This is a genomic window from Streptomyces sp. AM 4-1-1, assembly GCF_029167625.1.
Taxonomy (GTDB): Bacteria; Actinomycetota; Actinomycetes; order Streptomycetales; family Streptomycetaceae; genus Streptomyces.
The window spans coordinates 6,494,366-6,510,317 of the sequence record NZ_CP119145.1; the positions used below are offsets into that span (position 1 = coordinate 6,494,366).

Annotated in this window: 15 protein-coding genes; 9 read left to right on the forward strand and 6 right to left on the reverse strand. The window is 72.3% G+C overall.

The genetic code is table 11. The features are described from left to right. Positions 1 to 252: 252 nt before the first annotated feature. From PZB75_RS27500 to PZB75_RS27510, 3 genes are all read right to left on the reverse strand, one after another. Positions 253 to 1,086: a hypothetical protein gene (locus tag PZB75_RS27500; protein ID WP_275537981.1), complete on the reverse strand. Its 834-nt coding sequence runs from the start codon at positions 1,084 to 1,086 to the stop codon at positions 253 to 255. After that, positions 1,086 to 2,363, reverse strand: a complete 1,278-nt coding sequence (locus PZB75_RS27505) for a VWA domain-containing protein (protein WP_275537982.1) — start codon at positions 2,361 to 2,363, stop codon at positions 1,086 to 1,088. The genes PZB75_RS27500 and PZB75_RS27505 overlap by 1 nt, the downstream gene beginning before the upstream one ends. Before the next feature lie 120 nt (positions 2,364 to 2,483). After that, positions 2,484 to 3,743 (reverse strand): ROK family protein, encoded by a 1,260-nt coding sequence (locus PZB75_RS27510; protein ID WP_275537983.1) that lies wholly within the window; start codon positions 3,741 to 3,743, stop codon positions 2,484 to 2,486. Between the two features lie 131 nt (positions 3,744 to 3,874). Here PZB75_RS27510 and PZB75_RS27515 point away from each other — a divergent pair, with 131 nt between their 5' ends. Next, positions 3,875 to 4,666 carry a phospholipid scramblase-related protein gene (locus tag PZB75_RS27515; protein WP_275537984.1) on the forward strand — a complete coding sequence of 264 codons (792 nt, stop codon included), beginning with the start codon at positions 3,875 to 3,877 and terminating at the stop codon, positions 4,664 to 4,666. 174 nt (positions 4,667 to 4,840) lie between these two features. Here the strand turns inward: PZB75_RS27515 and PZB75_RS27520 are convergent, their stop codons facing one another. After that, positions 4,841 to 5,605, reverse strand: coding sequence for a VOC family protein (locus tag PZB75_RS27520; RefSeq protein WP_275537985.1), 765 nt, complete (start codon positions 5,603 to 5,605; stop codon positions 4,841 to 4,843). Between the two features lie 151 nt (positions 5,606 to 5,756). On the opposite strand from PZB75_RS27520, the gene PZB75_RS27525 reads away from it, so the two are divergent. From PZB75_RS27525 to PZB75_RS27560, 8 genes are all read left to right on the forward strand, one after another. Next, entirely contained in the window at positions 5,757 to 7,568 is a 1,812-nt protein-coding gene (locus PZB75_RS27525) for an FUSC family protein (protein ID WP_275537986.1), read from the forward strand. Continuing rightward, positions 7,565 to 8,071, forward strand: a complete 507-nt coding sequence (locus tag PZB75_RS27530; protein ID WP_275537987.1) for a MarR family transcriptional regulator — start codon at positions 7,565 to 7,567, stop codon at positions 8,069 to 8,071. Before PZB75_RS27525 ends, PZB75_RS27530 begins: the two co-directional genes overlap by 4 nt. A gap of 534 nt (positions 8,072 to 8,605) precedes the next feature. Then, complete coding sequence (locus PZB75_RS27535; protein WP_275537988.1) at positions 8,606 to 10,210, forward strand: ATP-binding protein; 1,605 nt, start codon at positions 8,606 to 8,608, stop codon at positions 10,208 to 10,210. Then, the gene (locus PZB75_RS27540) at positions 10,207 to 10,614 is read left to right on the forward strand and encodes a roadblock/LC7 domain-containing protein (RefSeq protein ID WP_275537989.1); all 408 of its coding nucleotides are present in this window, start codon (positions 10,207 to 10,209) and stop codon (positions 10,612 to 10,614) included. The genes PZB75_RS27535 and PZB75_RS27540 overlap by 4 nt, the downstream gene beginning before the upstream one ends. After that, a complete protein-coding gene (locus PZB75_RS27545) occupies positions 10,611 to 10,982 on the forward strand; it encodes a DUF742 domain-containing protein (protein WP_275537990.1) in 372 nt (123 codons plus the stop codon). Before PZB75_RS27540 ends, PZB75_RS27545 begins: the two co-directional genes overlap by 4 nt. After that, the gene (locus tag PZB75_RS27550; RefSeq protein ID WP_275537991.1) at positions 10,963 to 11,577 is read left to right on the forward strand and encodes an ATP/GTP-binding protein; all 615 of its coding nucleotides are present in this window, start codon (positions 10,963 to 10,965) and stop codon (positions 11,575 to 11,577) included. Before PZB75_RS27545 ends, PZB75_RS27550 begins: the two co-directional genes overlap by 20 nt. A 75-nt stretch (positions 11,578 to 11,652) precedes the next feature. Beyond that, positions 11,653 to 13,287: a cytochrome P450 gene (locus PZB75_RS27555; protein ID WP_275537992.1), complete on the forward strand. Its 1,635-nt coding sequence runs from the start codon at positions 11,653 to 11,655 to the stop codon at positions 13,285 to 13,287. Between the two features lie 136 nt (positions 13,288 to 13,423). After that, a complete protein-coding gene (locus PZB75_RS27560) occupies positions 13,424 to 14,770 on the forward strand; it encodes a 6-phospho-beta-glucosidase (protein WP_275537993.1) in 1,347 nt (448 codons plus the stop codon). A gap of 242 nt (positions 14,771 to 15,012) precedes the next feature. Here the strand turns inward: PZB75_RS27560 and PZB75_RS27565 are convergent, their stop codons facing one another. Both PZB75_RS27565 and PZB75_RS27570 read right to left on the reverse strand, forming a co-directional pair. Then, positions 15,013 to 15,450 (reverse strand): hypothetical protein, encoded by a 438-nt coding sequence (locus PZB75_RS27565; RefSeq protein WP_275537994.1) that lies wholly within the window; start codon positions 15,448 to 15,450, stop codon positions 15,013 to 15,015. Beyond that, the gene (locus PZB75_RS27570; protein ID WP_275537995.1) at positions 15,450 to 15,902 is read right to left on the reverse strand and encodes an ATP-binding protein; all 453 of its coding nucleotides are present in this window, start codon (positions 15,900 to 15,902) and stop codon (positions 15,450 to 15,452) included. Before PZB75_RS27570 ends, PZB75_RS27565 begins: the two co-directional genes overlap by 1 nt. Positions 15,903 to 15,952: the final 50 nt, after the last annotated feature.

Below are 15,952 nucleotides of genomic sequence, written 5' to 3' on the forward strand. Positions count from 1 at the left end.
GACCCCTTGATCCCTTGATCCCTTGACCCGCTCACCCCTTGGCCCGTCGGCCCGCTGATCCGTCGATCCTGTCGGTCTGTCGGTCGGTCGGTTCGGGTGGGGGCGGTGGCGCTTCGGCCCGGTGACCCGGTGACCCGTCAAGCCGGGTGTTCCGGCCTGTCGGCGTACTGGTCGTTGCCGCCGCTTCACGCGAACGGCCCGGGGTGGTGCGGCGGGCGTGACCACCGCACCACCCCTGGGCCGGACCCACGGTCAGACGCCCGGCGGCACCCGGGACGGGCGGCCACGGCCACGGGTCAGCGAGTAGCCGAAGACGGCCGCGAGGGCGCCGAGCACACCCCCGCCCACGGTCCACAGCCAGCGGTCGGTCCACCAGCCCGAGGACCAGCCGTCGTCCGGTTCGCTGCCCAACGAGATCCGGGTCGTCGACTGCTTGCCGGAGCCGGTCCCGTCGGTGGCCCGCTCGACGGAGGACGCGCCGGGTACCAGCGGCTCGGCGAGCGTGCCGTCCACGTCGTGGGCGCCGCCCTTGTCGACGGAGTCCACCTGGATCTCGGCGTGCGCCGGGAGTCCCAGGTCCGCGTCCGGCAGATCGACGACCGTCAGCCGTACGTAATAGCTGCCCGGCAGCGGGTCGTCCGCCCACGGCTCGGACCAGGCGCGAACGGTGCGCAGCACGCAGGACAGCTCGACCGACGCCGCGTCGCTCGCCGCCGCCCTGGTCTGGTTGCCGTACATGCATGCCTGGCGGCGCCGCAGCCCGTCGTACACATCGATCTGCCAGGTCGACGCGCCGTGCCGGGCCGCGGTCTCCGGGAGGGTGATCTTCGCCTTCACGGTGGCGCGTTGGCCCGCGTCGGCCGGGAACACCCAGTACAGGTAGTCACCCGTCGACGCCGTGGCGGTCGCCCGCTGATGCTGCTGGATCGCGGTGGCGGTACGGAAGGTGGTGCCCGCCTCCGTGGGCCCGTCACCGCTGCCCGTGCTCGGGCTCGGTGACGGGGTGTCGGCCACGGCGGTACCCGTCGCGGTCAGCAGTGCGAGACCGGTCAGTACCGCGCTCGCGAACAGACGTGTCGTACGCATCAGTTGGTCCTCCAGACGGCGAAGCGCCAGCGCGAGATCCAGCCGGTCAGGAGGCCCGCGACCAGTCCGGTGAGCACCAGCACACCGAGCAGCCACCAACCGCGGCCCAGGCCGAACGCGGCGACGTCGGCGGCGTTGTCCGGGCCGTCGACCAGGTCGACGGTCAGCTCGACCGGCAGCCCGGGGGCGGTCTTCACCGTGGTGGGCGCGGAGAACGAGTTGCTGACCTGGAGGCACACCTGCTCGGTCCGCGACGCGTCGTCGCCGTCCTTGTCGTCCAGCTCCGGCTTGGGGTAGCGCAGCCCGGACGAGATCGCGTCCGTGCGGCCGGTGCCGGACTCCGAGCCCCGTACGATCTCCCGGCCGTGACGGGTGACCGCTCTCAGCAGCACGCCGTAGTCGTTGGCGACCGCGCGGTCCGCCGACACGGTGACCGAGGCCCGCAGCTCCTGGCCGGGCCGCACATCGACGCGGTACCAGCGGTGTTCGCCGATCTTCTCCCGATCGGTGTACAGGCCGGCCTTGAGCTGCGGGGCCTTGGAGCAGCGGTCCGCGCCCTCGGTCGCCACGGGAGTGACCACGGGCTCGGCGGCCCGGTCCACCAACTGCTTGACGCGACCTGAGAGTTCATCGGTGTGCTGCACCGCGGTGTAGGTGCCGCCGGTGGCCTCGGCGATGCACGTCAGCTGCTCGCGGATCTTCGCGTTGGGCACCAGCCCCAGTGTGTCGATGACCAGATGGATGCCACGGGCCGCGATGTCGCGTGCCACCTCGCACGGGTCGAGGGGTCCGCAGGTGTCCTCGCCGTCGCTGATCAGCACGATCCGACGGGTGACGTCACCGCCCTTGAGGTCGTCGGCGGCTCCCAGCAGGGCGGGACCGATGGGGGTCCAGCCGGTAGGGGCCAGCGTCGCGACCGCGGTCTTCGCCTCGGCGCGGTCGAGCGGACCGACCGGGTACAGCTGCCTGGTGTCCTTGCAGCCGACCTTCCGGTCGTCCCCCGGGTAGTCGGCGCCGAGAGTGCGGATGCCGAGCTGCACCCCTTCCGGTACGGAGTCCAGGACCTCGTTGAACGCCTGCTTCGCCGCGGTCATCCGGGACTGGCCGTCGATGTCACGGGTCCGCATGGAACCGCTGACGTCGAGCACCAGCTCGACCTTCGGGCTTGCCTTGGCGGGGGGTTCGTCGGCGGCGGCCGGCAGGGCCGTGCCGAGTCCGGCGGTCAGGGTGGCGAGCAGAATGCCCACCCCGACCGTCAGCCTTCTTCTTATGATCATCGACGGATCTTATTGAACATCACTTCGCATCCCAAAACCGACTGAGGGAAGCCCGGTTCACCGGTCCGGCATCCCCGGGCCGTGCCGCGGCGACGGCCCTTCTCCTCGTACCGGCGTGGCTCAGGCGTCCGCCCGCGCCGGGCGACGGCCCGTCACGGGCGGTGCGTACGCCACCGGATCGGCCAGCACGTCCCGTACCACCAGGGCCGCCGCGCCCCGTGCCGCGTCGCCCGCCACGGACGAGGAGCGCAACCGCCCGCTGTCCCGGGACCAGAGCCCGGACACCGCGCCCGCGGTCAGCTGCTCGTCGACAGCGGGGGCGAGCCACGGCATCAGCCCCCGGTAGGCCCCGCCGAGCACCACCGCGTCCGGGTCGAGCAGATTCACGGCCCCGGACAGCACCCGGCCCAGCATCCGTCCGGCCTCCGTGACCGCCGCAACCGCCCGCGCCTCGCCCGCCCCGGCCCTGCGCTCCAGCTCGGCCATTGCGGCGCCGCCCGCCGCGTCGATCCCGGCCGCCCGCAACAGCGCCGCCTGACCCGCGTACTGCTCCAGACAGCCCCGCGACCCGCACCGGCACCGGGGGCCGCGCGCGTCCGCCACCACATGCCCGATCTCCCCGGCGAAACCGTGTGCGCCACGCACCAGTTCGCCGTCGACGACCAGGGCGCCGCCGACACCTGTCTCACCCGTGAGATACAGAAAGCTGCGGACCGTGCCGAGGCCGCCGAACCACAGCTCGGCCAGTGCCGCGAGATTGGCCTCGTTCTCCGAACTCACCGGCAGTGGTGCCTGGTCGGCGGACAGGGCGGCCAGCGCATCCGCGAACAGGCCCTCGGCGGGCACCTGGTTCCAGCCGAGATTGGGCGCCTGACGCACCGCCCCGCCGGAGACCAGACCTGGCAGCGCCAGCGCGGCGCCGACCGGCCGCAGTCCTTCCGCGTGGGCACGCACCAGGGCGCGGGCCGCGATACCGGCCGCGCGGGCCAGCACATCGGCGGGCGGAACGCCACGGTTGTCGAGCCGTTCGGTCAGCCGCACCCGGTCGGTGCCCGCCAGATCCACCGCGCACACCGACACGTAGTCGACGTTGATCTCGACGCCGAGCCCGGCGGGTCCGGTACGCGCCACCTTGAGCGCCGTCCCCGGACGGCCCGCCTGCCCGCTGAAGGTCTTGCCGGACTCGGTGAGGAATCCGCTGTCGAGCAACTGCTCGACCAGGGAGGACACCGCCGCTCGGGTCAGACCCACCCGCGCGGCCACCCCGGCCCTGGTGGCCTCGTCCTCGTCGCGGACCGTCCGCAGCACCAGGCTGAGGTTGCTGCGCCGCACGGTGGCCTTGTCGGCCTTCGGCCCCAGCGGCGCGAGGTTGCTCTTCATGTCGTCGCCGACCTTATGCGATGCCGTACGTCAGTACGATCGATCTCGCGGGAGGCTCATCAGGTGCGGCGTGGACCGGTTCCTGTGCGCGAGGGGGTTCCGTTGTCATGGGGGCGGGATAGTGTGCCCCGGTGACAACGCACTCGAACGTATCTGCGGGCTGGTATCCCGATCCTCACGGCGCGCCTCAGCTGTTGCGCTACTGGGACGGCTCCCGCTGGACCGAGCACACCAATCCCGCCGAAGGCGGGCAGGCGCAGGCCCCCGCGGCGCCGGCGCAGGCCCCGGTGCCGCCCCAGCAGCACCAGCAGGGCGGCTCCGCCGGCTCGCTCTTCGCCCAGCAGGTCCTGGTGGTGAACCAGAAGGCCAAGCTGATCGAGCTGACGAACGAGTACAGCGTCTTCGACCAGCACGGGAACACCATCGGTTCGGTCGTCGAGGTCGGCCAGAGCGCCCTGCGCAAGGTGATCCGCTTCGTCTCCAGCATCGACCAGTACCTGACGCACCGGCTGGAGATCCGTGACGCGTACGGTCAGCCGCAGCTCCTGCTGACCCGGCCCGCCAAGTTCATCAAGTCCCGTGTCCTCGTGCAGCGGCCGGACGGGCAGCCGGTCGGCGAGATCATCCAGCAGAACGCCATCGGGAAGATCAACTTCGCGATCATGGCCGACGGCCGGCAGATCGGCGCCATCAAGGCGGAGAACTGGCGCGCCTGGAACTTCGCGATCGTCGACCACGACGACGTCGAGATCGCCCGGATCACCAAGACCTGGGAAGGTCTGGCCAAGACGCTCTTCACCACCGCCGACAACTACGTGCTCCAGATCCACCATCAGCTCCCCGAGCCGCTGCTGAGCCTCGTCGTGGCGACGGCCCTGACGGTGGACACGGCCCTGAAGCAGGACTCCCGGGGCCTCGGCTGACCGCGAAGCCGTGTGAAGCCCGAAGCCTGAGGCGCGGGGCGGGCCGGTGCGGGTGGCCGGGCCGGACGGTCGTACCGGTGCGTCCGGATCGGCCGTCCGCCCGGAGCCGCCCCGTCGGCTGATCCGGAGCCGCCTCCGGTCGGCCGGTCCGGAGTCGTCCGTGCCCCTTCCGGATCAGCCGTCCGGTTCCGTCCCGTAGATGCCGAACACCGCCCCGTGCGGGTCCCGGATCACCGCGATGCGCGGGCCGCTCGGCACGTCCAGTGGCTGGAGCAGCACATCACCGCCGCCGCTCTGCGCGGTCGCCGCGGTGGAGTCGACGTTCGGCACGACGAAGTACGGGAGCCAGTGCGCGGGCTCCTCGGGCGGCATGTCGGCGGCCATCTCCCGCAGGCCGCCGAAGTGGGAGCCGTCCTTGGACCACTGGACGTATCCCTGCGAGGTGTGGTCCGTCCAGCCGAAGACCGTGGGGTAGAAGGTGCGCGCCCGGTCCGCCTGGTGGGTGACGAGCTCGACCCAGCCCATGGTGCCGGGCGCGTTCAGGAGTTCGGCGCCATGGAAGGCGTGTGCCTGCCAGAGCGAGAACACCGCCCCCGACGGGTCGGCGACCACGGCGAACCTGCCCTGGTCGAAGACGTCCATCGGTCCGACCAGGAGCCCGCCGCCCGCCGCCCTCACGGTCTCGACCGTGGCGTCCGTGTCCTCGACGGCGAAGGAGACCGTCCAGGCGGGCAGCTGCTCCGGCCGGTAGATCGGGCTGAGCGCGGCCACGGCCGCGTTCCCGACGCGGGCCATGGTGTATCCACCCGCCTCCTCGCGTGGGTCGGTCTCGGACCGCCAGCCGAAGAGGGCCGCGTAGAACGTCTTGGCCGCCGGGATGTCGACCGTGCTCAGCTCGACCCAGCAGGGACCGCCTGGCACCGGCTTGGAGAATCGCATCCTGTTGCCTCCGTGAACGTGGGCGGGGAGCGTGCGTGCCCCTGTCGTCCGTCCACGCTATGGCCGTGCGGGGTCAGCGGCCATCGCTGCGGTGGGGCACGGCCGTCCGGCGAAGGTCTTTTACAGGTGTAATACCTGTTACGTTATATGGGTGAGTGCTCCACGCGTCCCGTCCCGGTGGCCTTCCGTCCGTGAACTGCCGCTCGTCGGCCCGCTACGGCTGAACCGGCCGTCGGACACCTGGTTCAAACCGGCCCTGAGCGTGGTCGTCGCTTCGGCCGTCCCGGATCTGGTGCTGTTCGGACTCGGCCGGCTCGACCTCGTGATGTACACGATGGCCGGTTCCCTCTGCGCGCTCTACGGTCACAGCCTGCCGTACGCCCGACGGGCCCGGACCGTCCTGTGGGTCGTGGTCGGCATGCTGGCCGGTGTCGCGACCGCGCTGGTCACCGCGTCGCTCACCACGTCGACCGGAGTGCTGATCGCCGTCGGCGCCCTGCTGGCCGCAGGCCAGAAGACGCTCTGCGACGCCACCCGGATCGGCCCGCCCGGCCATGTCATCTTCACCTTCGTCACCTCGGCCGCCCTCTTCGCCCCTCAGCGGCCGGACCAGATCCCCGGACACCTCGCGCTGACCCTGGCGGCGGGCGCGGTCTCCTGGCTCGTCGCCGTCGGCCCCGCGCTGCGGCGCCCGGACGGACCCGAGCGCCGTGCCACCGCACGGGCCCTCGACGCGACCGCCGCCTGTGCGGAGGCCCCCGACCGCCGGACCAGGCACGCCGCTGCCGCCGCCGTCCACGCCGCCTGGCAGACCCTGCTCGCGACCGGGCGCCCCACCCCCGCACGCCGTCGGCTGGAACGCCTCGTCGCGTACGCCGAAGCGGTGCTCGCCGAGGTGGCGCTCACCGGAACCGCGTCCCCCGGGGCCGGGGCGGGCGACGTCACGGCCACCGAGTGCCGCGACCGCCCCGCCGCTTCGACCGGCCTCCGCCGCCCCCTCGGCGCATCCCCCGCGCCCTTCCGCCGCCCCGCCGCCGACCCCGCCCCGCTGCGCGACCTGGCCGCCCGGACCCGTGGCCGTGGCCCCGTCCCCTCCCCGCCGTCCGCCCCCGGCGCCGAGGACGGACTCCTCGGCATCGACGCCGAACGCGCGGCGCGGCAGGACGCCCGCCGCCGGGACGCCCACCGCACCCTGCTGGGCGTACTCGTCCCCGGCTCCCCGCTGCTGCCGGTCGCCGTCCGCACCCTCATCGGCTGCGCCCTCGCGGGATACGTCTCCGCCGCGCTCGGCGTCGGCCGCCCGTACTGGGCGATCGTCACCGCGGCCTCGCTCTACCAGGCCAATGTGACCCTCACCCGGAACCGGGCCCTCCAGCGCACCCTCGGCAACGTCCTCGGTGTGCTGGTCTTCGCCGCCGTCCTCCCGGTCAGCCGGACCGGCCCGCTCGCCCTCATCGGCTGCTGCCTCCTCTTCGCCTTCGCCGCCGAGGCCCTGATCACCCGCAACTACTGGCTCGGCTCCATCGCCGTGACCCCGATGGCCCTGCTCGTCATCGAGTTCGGCGGTGCCCACCCGGCCCGCGAACTGATCACCGACCGGGTCCTGGACACCGTGGTCGGCGCCTTCGTCGGACTGCTCGCCGCGATGGCCGTGACCAACCGGCGGGCCACCGGGCGGGTCGAGCGGGCCCTCGCCGCCACCGACCTGGCCCGCGCCGACGCCGTGGACGCCCTCGACCGGCCGGCGCCCGGACCGGCGGCCCTGGACACCGCCCGCCGCAGGCTGACCGCGTCCCTCGTCGAACTGCGTGAGGCGGAGGACACCGCGGCGGGGGAGTGGTGGCAGAGCGCCCTGCCGCAGGAGCGGGTGCTCGCGGCCGAGCTGGCGGGACACCGTACGCTCGCGGCGACAGCACGACGGCCGGGGCCCACCGCCCCGGCCCCGGAGAACGGAGCGGTGTGACCGACGACATCGTCGCCTCGGTGGTACGGCAGTGGCAGGCCGTCAGCCCCGGGCTGGACACCGGCCCGATGGAACTCATCGGCCGCATCAACCGCTGCGCCGCACTCCTCCAGCAGGCGGAGGACGCCCCGCTGCGCGCCGCCGGACTGACCCGCGCCGAGTTCGACCTGCTCGGCGCGGTGCGCCGCACCGACCGCGAACTCACCCCCGGCGAGCTGGCCCGGGAGACCTTCTCCTCCGGGGCCGCCGTCACCAAACGGCTGCGTGCCCTCCAGGAGCGCGGCCTGGTCGACCGGCGCGGCGATGCCCGGGACCGCAGGGTCACCCAGATCCGTCTCACCGAGCAGGGCCGTGATCTCGTCGACCGGCTGCTGCCCGAGCAGCTGGCGTACGAACGCACCGTGCTCTCCGGCCTCGACGACGGCGCGCGGGCCGAACTCAGCGCCCGCCTCAGTGTGTTGCTGGTCCAGCTGGAGGGGCGCATCGGAGGGGTGCGGCGCTGACCCGGAGCCGTACCCCGCCCTTCCCGCCTCTGCCGCAGCCGTCGGCTCCGGCACCGTCCGTCCGGTTCCTTCGAGCGAACCGTCAATGATGGCCGCGTCGTTCACCCGCTGCTCGGTCATGAGTCTGTCTCTTTCGGGCCACCTCGATCACCTGTGCGCTTGTTCCATGGTCCGGAACCAAAGAGGGCGAGACATGACCGAATCGGTCGATTCCTTTCACGACTGAGCGCGTTCCACTCCGATCCGGACCTCGGCGCGGGGCACGGACCGTCTTCGCCGGGCCGGACGCGGAAGGCGCAGCCGCACCCATGACTCGTCACCCACCGCATGCGAACGAAAACGCTGTGTGCAAAAACTGGTGAGTGTATTACCGCGGGGCCGCTCGCGCAGGCGGTTGGATGAATGTGCCGAAGCACTGTTCCGATCTGGTTAAGCTCACGCGCAGTGAAGCCGAGTTGAGATGAATTCGAGCGCTTGTTCCCAAGTGTCGGGCAAGTGCCGTACATCCCCGAATCAACCGCCAGAGGGTTTTAGATGGTTCGCGTTGAATCACCACCGGCCGGCCGAGGAATTTCCATGGCCCGCGCCGTTTTGTTGCCCGTCCTCCTCATGGCGGCCGCGACCGCCGCCGCGGCCGTGGTCGTCGGCCACGCGCGGGCACCGGTCATCTGGTGCGGCGCGGTCGCCACCGTCGTGGTCGCGGCGTTCGCGCTCGGGCTCGCCCGCCGGACCCGCGCGACGCACGCCCAGCGGGCGGAGTACGAGCAGCGCTGCGCCCTCCTGGAGCGCCGCGTCGCCGAGTACGACGAGGAGACCGTACGACTGGGCAAGGAGCTCCTGCCGCTCACCATCCACCGCCTCCGCCAGGGGCACTCGCCCGCCGAGGTGATGCGCGACATCGTCGATGCCAACGAGCTCTACCAGGACCTTCCGGAGTCCCAACGCGGTCTCCTCTACACCGTCCTGGACATCGTCGACAACGAAGAGGCGATGCGTGACTCCGCTCAGCGCGCCTTCGTCAACGTCGCCCGGCGCGTCCAGGCCATCGCCCACCGCCAGGCCAGCGAACTCCGGGAGATGGAGAACCATCACGGGCGCAACCCCGAGGTCTTCGACGACCTGCTGCGCATCGACCACGGCACCGCGCTGATCGGCCGGCTCGCCGACTCCATCGCCGTCCTCGGCGGTGCCCGGCCCAGTCGCCAATGGCCCAAGCCCGTACCGCTGTTCAGCGTGCTGCGCGGCGCGATGTCGCGCATCCTGGAATACCAGCGCGTCGACCTCCACTCGATCGCCAAGGTGGCCGTCGTCGGCACGGCGGTCGAACCGCTCATCCACGCGCTGGCCGAACTGCTCGACAACGCGACCCGCTACTCGCCGCCGCAGACCCGGGTGCACGTCACCGCGGTCGAGGTGCAGACCGGGGTCGCCATCGAGATCGAGGACGGCGGGGTCAGTCTCAGCGAGGAGGCCCGCGCCCGCGCCGAGCACATGCTCGCCCAGGCCCAGGCCGGCATCGACATCAACGACCTCGGGGAGTCCCCGCGCCTGGGCATGGCCGTGGTCGGCCGCCTCTCCCGGATGTACGACCTCCAGGTCTCACTGCGCCAGTCCGCCTACGGTGGCGTCCGGGCCGTACTCGTCGTGCCACGCGCCATCCTCACCAACGGCCCGGCGCCCGGCATCGCCCACGGCATCGGAGCCACCTCCAGGCCGCAGAGCGACATCGACCTGGCGGACATGGTGCACGTCGTCCCGCCGCGCAGCAAGCGCAAGCCCCGCCCGGCCGCCGACCGGACCGAGCCCGCGTCCGTGGTCGCGCCTCCCTCCGTCACCCGGCCCGCCGCCCCGCTCACCGCCGTGGAGGACGACGTCCCGGTGGTGACCGAGTGGACGGCCAACGGCCTTCCGCAGCGCCGCAGCCGGGGGCGGGCGCCCCTGGGTTCGCACAACCTCCCCGCGCAGTCCGTCGCGCCCGCCGGGCCGTACGGCGGCCAGGAGGCCGCGCGGGGCAACGGCAAGGAACCGGCCCCAGGGCTCTGGCTGGAGGCGTTCACCAAGGCCGCCAACGGCGTGCCGCAGGAGCCGAAGACGGACGACGGCTCTGACGACCCGAGGAACAAGGGAGACTTGAAGTGATCCAGCAGCGCGGAAACATGGACTGGATGCTCAAGGAACTGGCCGACGACGTACCGAACATCCACCAGATTGTCGTCCTCTCCGCGGACGGCCTGCGGATCGCCATGCACGGCGGTGACCCCGACGTCGCCGACCGGCTCGCCGCGGCCTGTGCCGGACTCCAGAGCCTGGCCGCCGCCGTCGCCACCGAAATCCCCTACAGCGACGGCCGGATGCGACTCGTCGTCATCGAAGTGACCGGCGGCTTCTTCTACTTGATGGCGGCCGGTGCCGGTGCCTACCTCGCGGTCCTGGCGAGCGAGACCGTCGACGCCGGACTGGTCGGGGCACGCATGCGCGACATGGTCGTCCGGATCGGTGCTCATCTGACGAGTCCGCCGCGTCACGACGGGCAGGCCGGATGAGCTCTCCCCGACGAGAACGCCGAACGGCCGTTCCGGACCTGAGCGATCCGGAACGGCTGTACGTGATCACCGGCGGTCCCGACGGCGACGAGCGGGCCTCACTCGACCTGGTCACGATGATCGTCTCCCAGGCGGAGCCGTCACCGACGGTCATGCCCGAGCAGGCCGCCATCCTGAGACTCTGTCAGGCCCCGCTGTCCGTCGCCGAGATCTCCGCGTACCTCAGTCTTCCCTTCAGCGTGGTGACTTCGCTCCTGACCGAACTACTCGCGGCCGAACTCATCGAATCGCGTGCGCCCATCGTCCGCGCCGCCCTTCCCGACCGGTCCCTTCTCGAAGCGGTGATGCATGGACTTCAGAAGCTCTGACACGATCACCGGACCCCGGAGCGAGGACGTCCTCCCCACCACGGCCACCGCCGCGGTGAAGGTCGTGATCGTCGGCGGGTTCGGGGTCGGCAAGACGACCATGGTCGGCTCGGTGAGCGAGATCCGGCCGCTGACCACCGAAGAGACCATGACCCAGGCCGGTGTCGGTGTCGACGACAACGTCGGTGTGGAGAGCAAGACCGCCACGACCGTCGCCATGGACTTCGGCCGGATCAGCGTCAGCGAGGAACTGATCCTCTACCTGTTCGGCACACCGGGCCAGGAACGCTTCTGGTTCCTGTGGAACGGCCTCTTCGAGGGGGCCCTCGGCGCGGTGGTCATCATCGACACCCGCCGCCTCGAAGTCAGCTTCGACGTCCTCGGCCGACTGGAGGAACGCGGGGTGCCGTTCGTCGTCGCCGTCAACACCTTCCCGGACGCCCCGCACCACGCGGTCGAGGACCTGCGGATCGCACTGGACCTGTCGGACGAGGTACCGATGATCGACTGCGACGCGCGGCTGCGCACATCGAGCCGCGACGTGCTGATGACCCTCATGCGGTATCTGCACAGCCTGGCCGTGCCGCTCGCCTGACGCCGAGCGCCCCCTGATCCGCGGACGCCGGTCCCCGGAAGCCCGAATCCTGGAAGCCCGATCCCTGGAGCAAGCGTGACAACCCCCTTCCACGACGAACCCGGAGCAGCCCCTGGGCTGGCCCCGCCCCCCGGGTGCCCGGCCCACGGCCTCGGTCCGGGCGGACTGCGCCGGCTCTACGGCCCCGAGGCCGAGAAGGACCCCGCCGGCCTGTACGACAAGCTCCGCGCCGAACACGGCACGGTGGCACCCGCGCTCCTGCAGGGGGACATCCCCGTGTGGCTGGTGCTCGGGCACAGCGAGAACCTGCACATGACCCGCACGCCGTCGCAGTTCTCCCGCGACTCCCGGCGCTGGCGGGCCCTCCAGGACGGCAGTGTCGCCCCGGACCACCCGCTCGCCCCGATCTTCACCTGGCAGCCGATGTGCGTCTTCGCCGACGGCGCCACCCACGAACGGCAGCGCGGCGCGGTCACCGACAGCATCGCCCGGATCGACAGCCGGGGCGTGCGCCGCCACATCAACCGCTTCAGCAACCGGCTCGTCAACCAAATCTGCGAACAGGGCCACGCCGATCTGGTCGGCCAGTTCGCCGAACACCTGCCGATGATGGTGATGTGCCAGATCATCGGCATGCCCGACGAGTACGACGACCGGCTGGTGCGGGCGGCCCGCGACCTGACCCGGGGCACCGAGACCGCCGTCGCGAGCAACGCCTACGTGCTGGAGGCGCTCAACCGGCTGGTGGAGCGGCGCAGGACCGAGCCGGCGGAGGACTTCGCGACCTGGCTCGTCGAACACCCCGCGGGCCTCACCGACCAGGAGGTCAGCGAGCACCTGCGGCTGGTCCTCATCGCCGCGTACGAGTCCACCGCCGACCTGATCGCCAATGTGCTCCGCATGGTGCTCACCGACCCCCGGTTCCGTGCCCGGCTCAGCGGCGGGCACATGACGGTGCCCGAAGCGGTCGAGCAGATCCTCTGGGACGAACCGCCCTTCACCGCGGTCCTCGGCCGTTGGGCGGTCGGCGACACCGAGCTGGGCGGGCGGCGGATCAAGGAGGGCGACGCGCTGATCGTCGGTATCGCACCGGCCAACACCGACCCGGTCGTGCGGCCCGACCTCGCCGCCGACATGGAGGGCAACCGCGCCCACCTCGCGTTCAGCGGCGGCCCGCACGAATGCCCCGGCCAGGACATCGGCCGCGCCATCGCGGACGGCGGGGTCGACGCACTGCTCATGCGTCTGCCCGACGCGCGGCTCGCCGTCGAGGAGAGCGAGCTGCGCTGGACCGGGAGCGTCATGTCACGGCACCTCGTCGAGCTGCCGGTCGAGTTCGCCCCGCGCCCGCCGCAGGACGACCACGAACCGCCGTCCATGGGGACCCCCGCCCCCCGGGTCCGCCCCGAGCGCCCCCCGAGCGCGTCGGCCCGGCACGTGCCCCTGCCGAGCTCCGTGCCCGGCCGGGACCCCGCCCCGGCCGCAGCGCCCTCCGTCCCCGGCACGGACCGGTCGCAGCGCGCCGGGGCCCGGCCGTCCACCGTCACCACCGACGCTCCGCGGTCCGCCCCCGCCGCCGAACCGTCCCCGGACGCCCCCGCCGCCCCGGCCGCCGGACCGCCCGTGAAGGCCGCCGTCCCGGGACAGCGCGTCCCCGGTTCCCAGGCCAAGCTCTGGCAGGCCGTGGCGCGCTGGTGGAGCGGCGACTGACACCACCGCCGCCGCGCGGGACGACGTCGAGGGCCGGTGGCCCCGGACCCCGGGTCCGGGGCCACCGGCCGTCCACCCCGTACGATGCGGACCGAGGCCGGAAGCAGGGGCGGACGAGGCGAAGGGCGGTCCTGGCGTGAAGCTGACCATTCTCGGCGGCGGCGGATTCCGGGTACCCCTGGTGTACGGGGCACTGCTCGCCGATCACGCCGAGGGACGCGTCAGCACGGTCGCGCTCCACGACACGGACGCCGACCGGCTCACCGCCGTCGCCCGGGTCCTGGCCGAACAGGCCGAGGGCGTCCGGGACGCTCCGGCCGTCGTCGCCACCACCGACCTCGACACCGCGCTGCGCGGCGCGGACTTCGTCTTCTCCGCGATCCGGGTGGGCGGTCTCGAAGGCCGCGCCGCCGACGAGCGGGTCGCCCTCGACGAAGGCGTGCTGGGGCAGGAGACGGTCGGGGCGGGCGGCATCGCGTACGGACTGCGTACCGTCCCGGTCGCCGTCGACCTCGCCCGGCGCGTCGCCCGGCTCGCCCCGGACGCCTGGGTCATCAACTTCACCAACCCGGCCGGACTGGTCACCGAGGCCATGTCCCGGCACCTCGGCGACCGGGTCATCGGCATCTGCGACTCCCCGGTGGGCCTCGGCCGCCGGATCGCCCGCGTCCTGGGCGCGGACCCCGACCGGGCCTCGATCGACTACATCGGTCTCAACCACCTCGGCTGGGTCAGAGGACTGCGTGTGGACGGCCGTGACGAACTGCCGCGTCTGCTGGCCGACCCGGGGCTGCTCTCCTCCTTCGAGGAGGGCCGGATCTTCGGGGCCGACTGGTTGCGCTCGCTCGGCGCGATCCCCAACGAGTACCTGCACTACTACTACTTCAACCGGGAAGCGGTCCGCGCCTACCAGGACGCCGAACGGACCAGGGGCGCCTTCCTCCGTGACCAGCAGGAGGGCTTCTACGCCCGGATGAAGGACCCGGCGGCCCCCGCCCTGAAGACCTGGGACCAGGTCCGCGCCGAGCGTGAGGCGACCTACATGTCGGAGAACCGGCAGGTCGCGGGCGTCGGCGAGCGTGACGCGAGCGATCTGGAGTCCGGGGGGTACGAACAGGTCGCGCTCGCCCTGATGCGGGCCGTCGCCCACGACGAGCGCACCACCCTGATCCTCAACGTCCGCAACCGCACCACCCTGTCGGTGCTCGACGCGGACGCCGTCATCGAGGCTCCCTGCCTGGTCGACGCGAACGGCGCCCACCCGCTGGCCGCCGACCCGCTGCCGTACCACGCGGTCGGCCTCGTGACCTCGGTCAAGGCGGTGGAGCGGGCGGTGCTGGAGGCGGCGGAGACCGGATCGCGGGCCACCGCCGTCCGGGCCTTCGCGCTCCATCCGCTGGTCGACTCGGTCACCGTCGCCCGACGCCTGGTCGACGGCTACACGGCCGTGCACCCCGGCCTCCGCTACCTCGGCGGGCCCTGACCGACCCGGCGCTCACGCGCCGCCGCGCCAGGGCCCGGCGCGAGCCGGACGAGAGGGCAGAGCTCGCCGGGAGCGGCACCAAGGGCTGTCCCGTAATCCCTGGTGGGCGTGCGACGACAGTTACGGTACCTCGCGGCGTTGTCGGAACGTCCCCGTACATCCAGTATGCGGACGTCCCTCCGCCTTACGATGCACCGCATCCGACGCCGCACGCTGATCCACCACGGAGCGCGGGACAGCCCTCAGGGGGTGGGAACCGCCCTCGGCCGGCCGACCGGCGTCCAGGACGGGGTCACCCCCGTGACCTGACACACCATCAGGAAAAGTGGGATCGGCGGAGTGTACGGGGTCCGGCTGTCCGGCGCGTGGATCAGCCGGGGCCGCACCGCGGGCACGTACGCCCCCGCGGCGTACGCGGCCTGCGCGGGCCAGTCCAGATCGAGATCCGATCCCGCCGGGACGATCCACCACCAGCGGTCGGCGTCCGCGAAGACACAACCCGTGCGCGGCAGATGGGACATCAGCCGGAACCCGTACCGCGCGGGGACCCCCACGGCGTCGTAGCCCAGGCTCGCCGAGAGGGCGGGTGGCAGCGGAAGCTGTACCCGGCCGTCGGGCGACAGCCGGGACTCGCGGGCGCGGCGCGCCCCGCGCAGATGGGACATGGCGTTCTTCAGCATCACCGCTCCGTGCCGTGCGGCAGTTCCGCCCAGACGATGCGGCCCGAGCCGTTCCCGGCGTCGCGAGACCCCCAGGCGCTGCTCATCGCGTCGACGAGCAAGAGGCCGCGTCCGTGTTCGTCATCGGCGGTACGGCACAGCTGCGGCCCGCCGGGCTGGTGTCCTTGGTCCTGTACGGCTATGCGCAGCCGCCCTTCGAGACAACGCAGCTCGCACACGACCCGAGAGCTCGCCGTGTGCACCACCGCGTTGGTGACCAGTTCCGAGACGATCAGCAGTGCCGCCTCGCGCGCGTCCCCGCCGCACTCCCACTCGTGGAGCCGCGCTCTCGTCAGCCGACGCGCGCCGGCCACCGACTCCGGTCGCGCGGGCAGCGCGAAGCAGTACCGGAGCGCTTCCGTCCCGGGGCTGAGATCCATGAGCCGGGGGATGAGCGCACTGCCAGGTGCCACGACCGATTCCTCACAGTGGGGCTGCGTCACGCTTCGCACTTGGGGCAAAA

What these genes read in the sequence shown, in the direction of transcription:
- PZB75_RS27500 (WP_275537981.1), bottom strand. Translation starts at nt 1,086, where the DNA reads ATGCGTACGACACGTCTGTTCGCGAGCGCGGTACTGACCGGTCTCGCA.
- PZB75_RS27565 (WP_275537994.1), bottom strand. Translation starts at nt 15,450, where the DNA reads ATGCTGAAGAACGCCATGTCCCATCTGCGCGGGGCGCGCCGCGCCCGC.
- PZB75_RS27535 (WP_275537988.1), top strand. Translation starts at nt 8,606, where the DNA reads ATGGTTCGCGTTGAATCACCACCGGCCGGCCGAGGAATTTCCATGGCC.
- PZB75_RS27550 (WP_275537991.1), top strand. Translation starts at nt 10,963, where the DNA reads ATGGACTTCAGAAGCTCTGACACGATCACCGGACCCCGGAGCGAGGAC.
- PZB75_RS27505 (WP_275537982.1), bottom strand. Translation starts at nt 2,363, where the DNA reads ATGATCATAAGAAGAAGGCTGACGGTCGGGGTGGGCATTCTGCTCGCC.
- PZB75_RS27510 (WP_275537983.1), bottom strand. Translation starts at nt 3,743, where the DNA reads ATGAAGAGCAACCTCGCGCCGCTGGGGCCGAAGGCCGACAAGGCCACC.
- PZB75_RS27545 (WP_275537990.1), top strand. Translation starts at nt 10,611, where the DNA reads ATGAGCTCTCCCCGACGAGAACGCCGAACGGCCGTTCCGGACCTGAGC.
- PZB75_RS27520 (WP_275537985.1), bottom strand. Translation starts at nt 5,605, where the DNA reads ATGCGATTCTCCAAGCCGGTGCCAGGCGGTCCCTGCTGGGTCGAGCTG.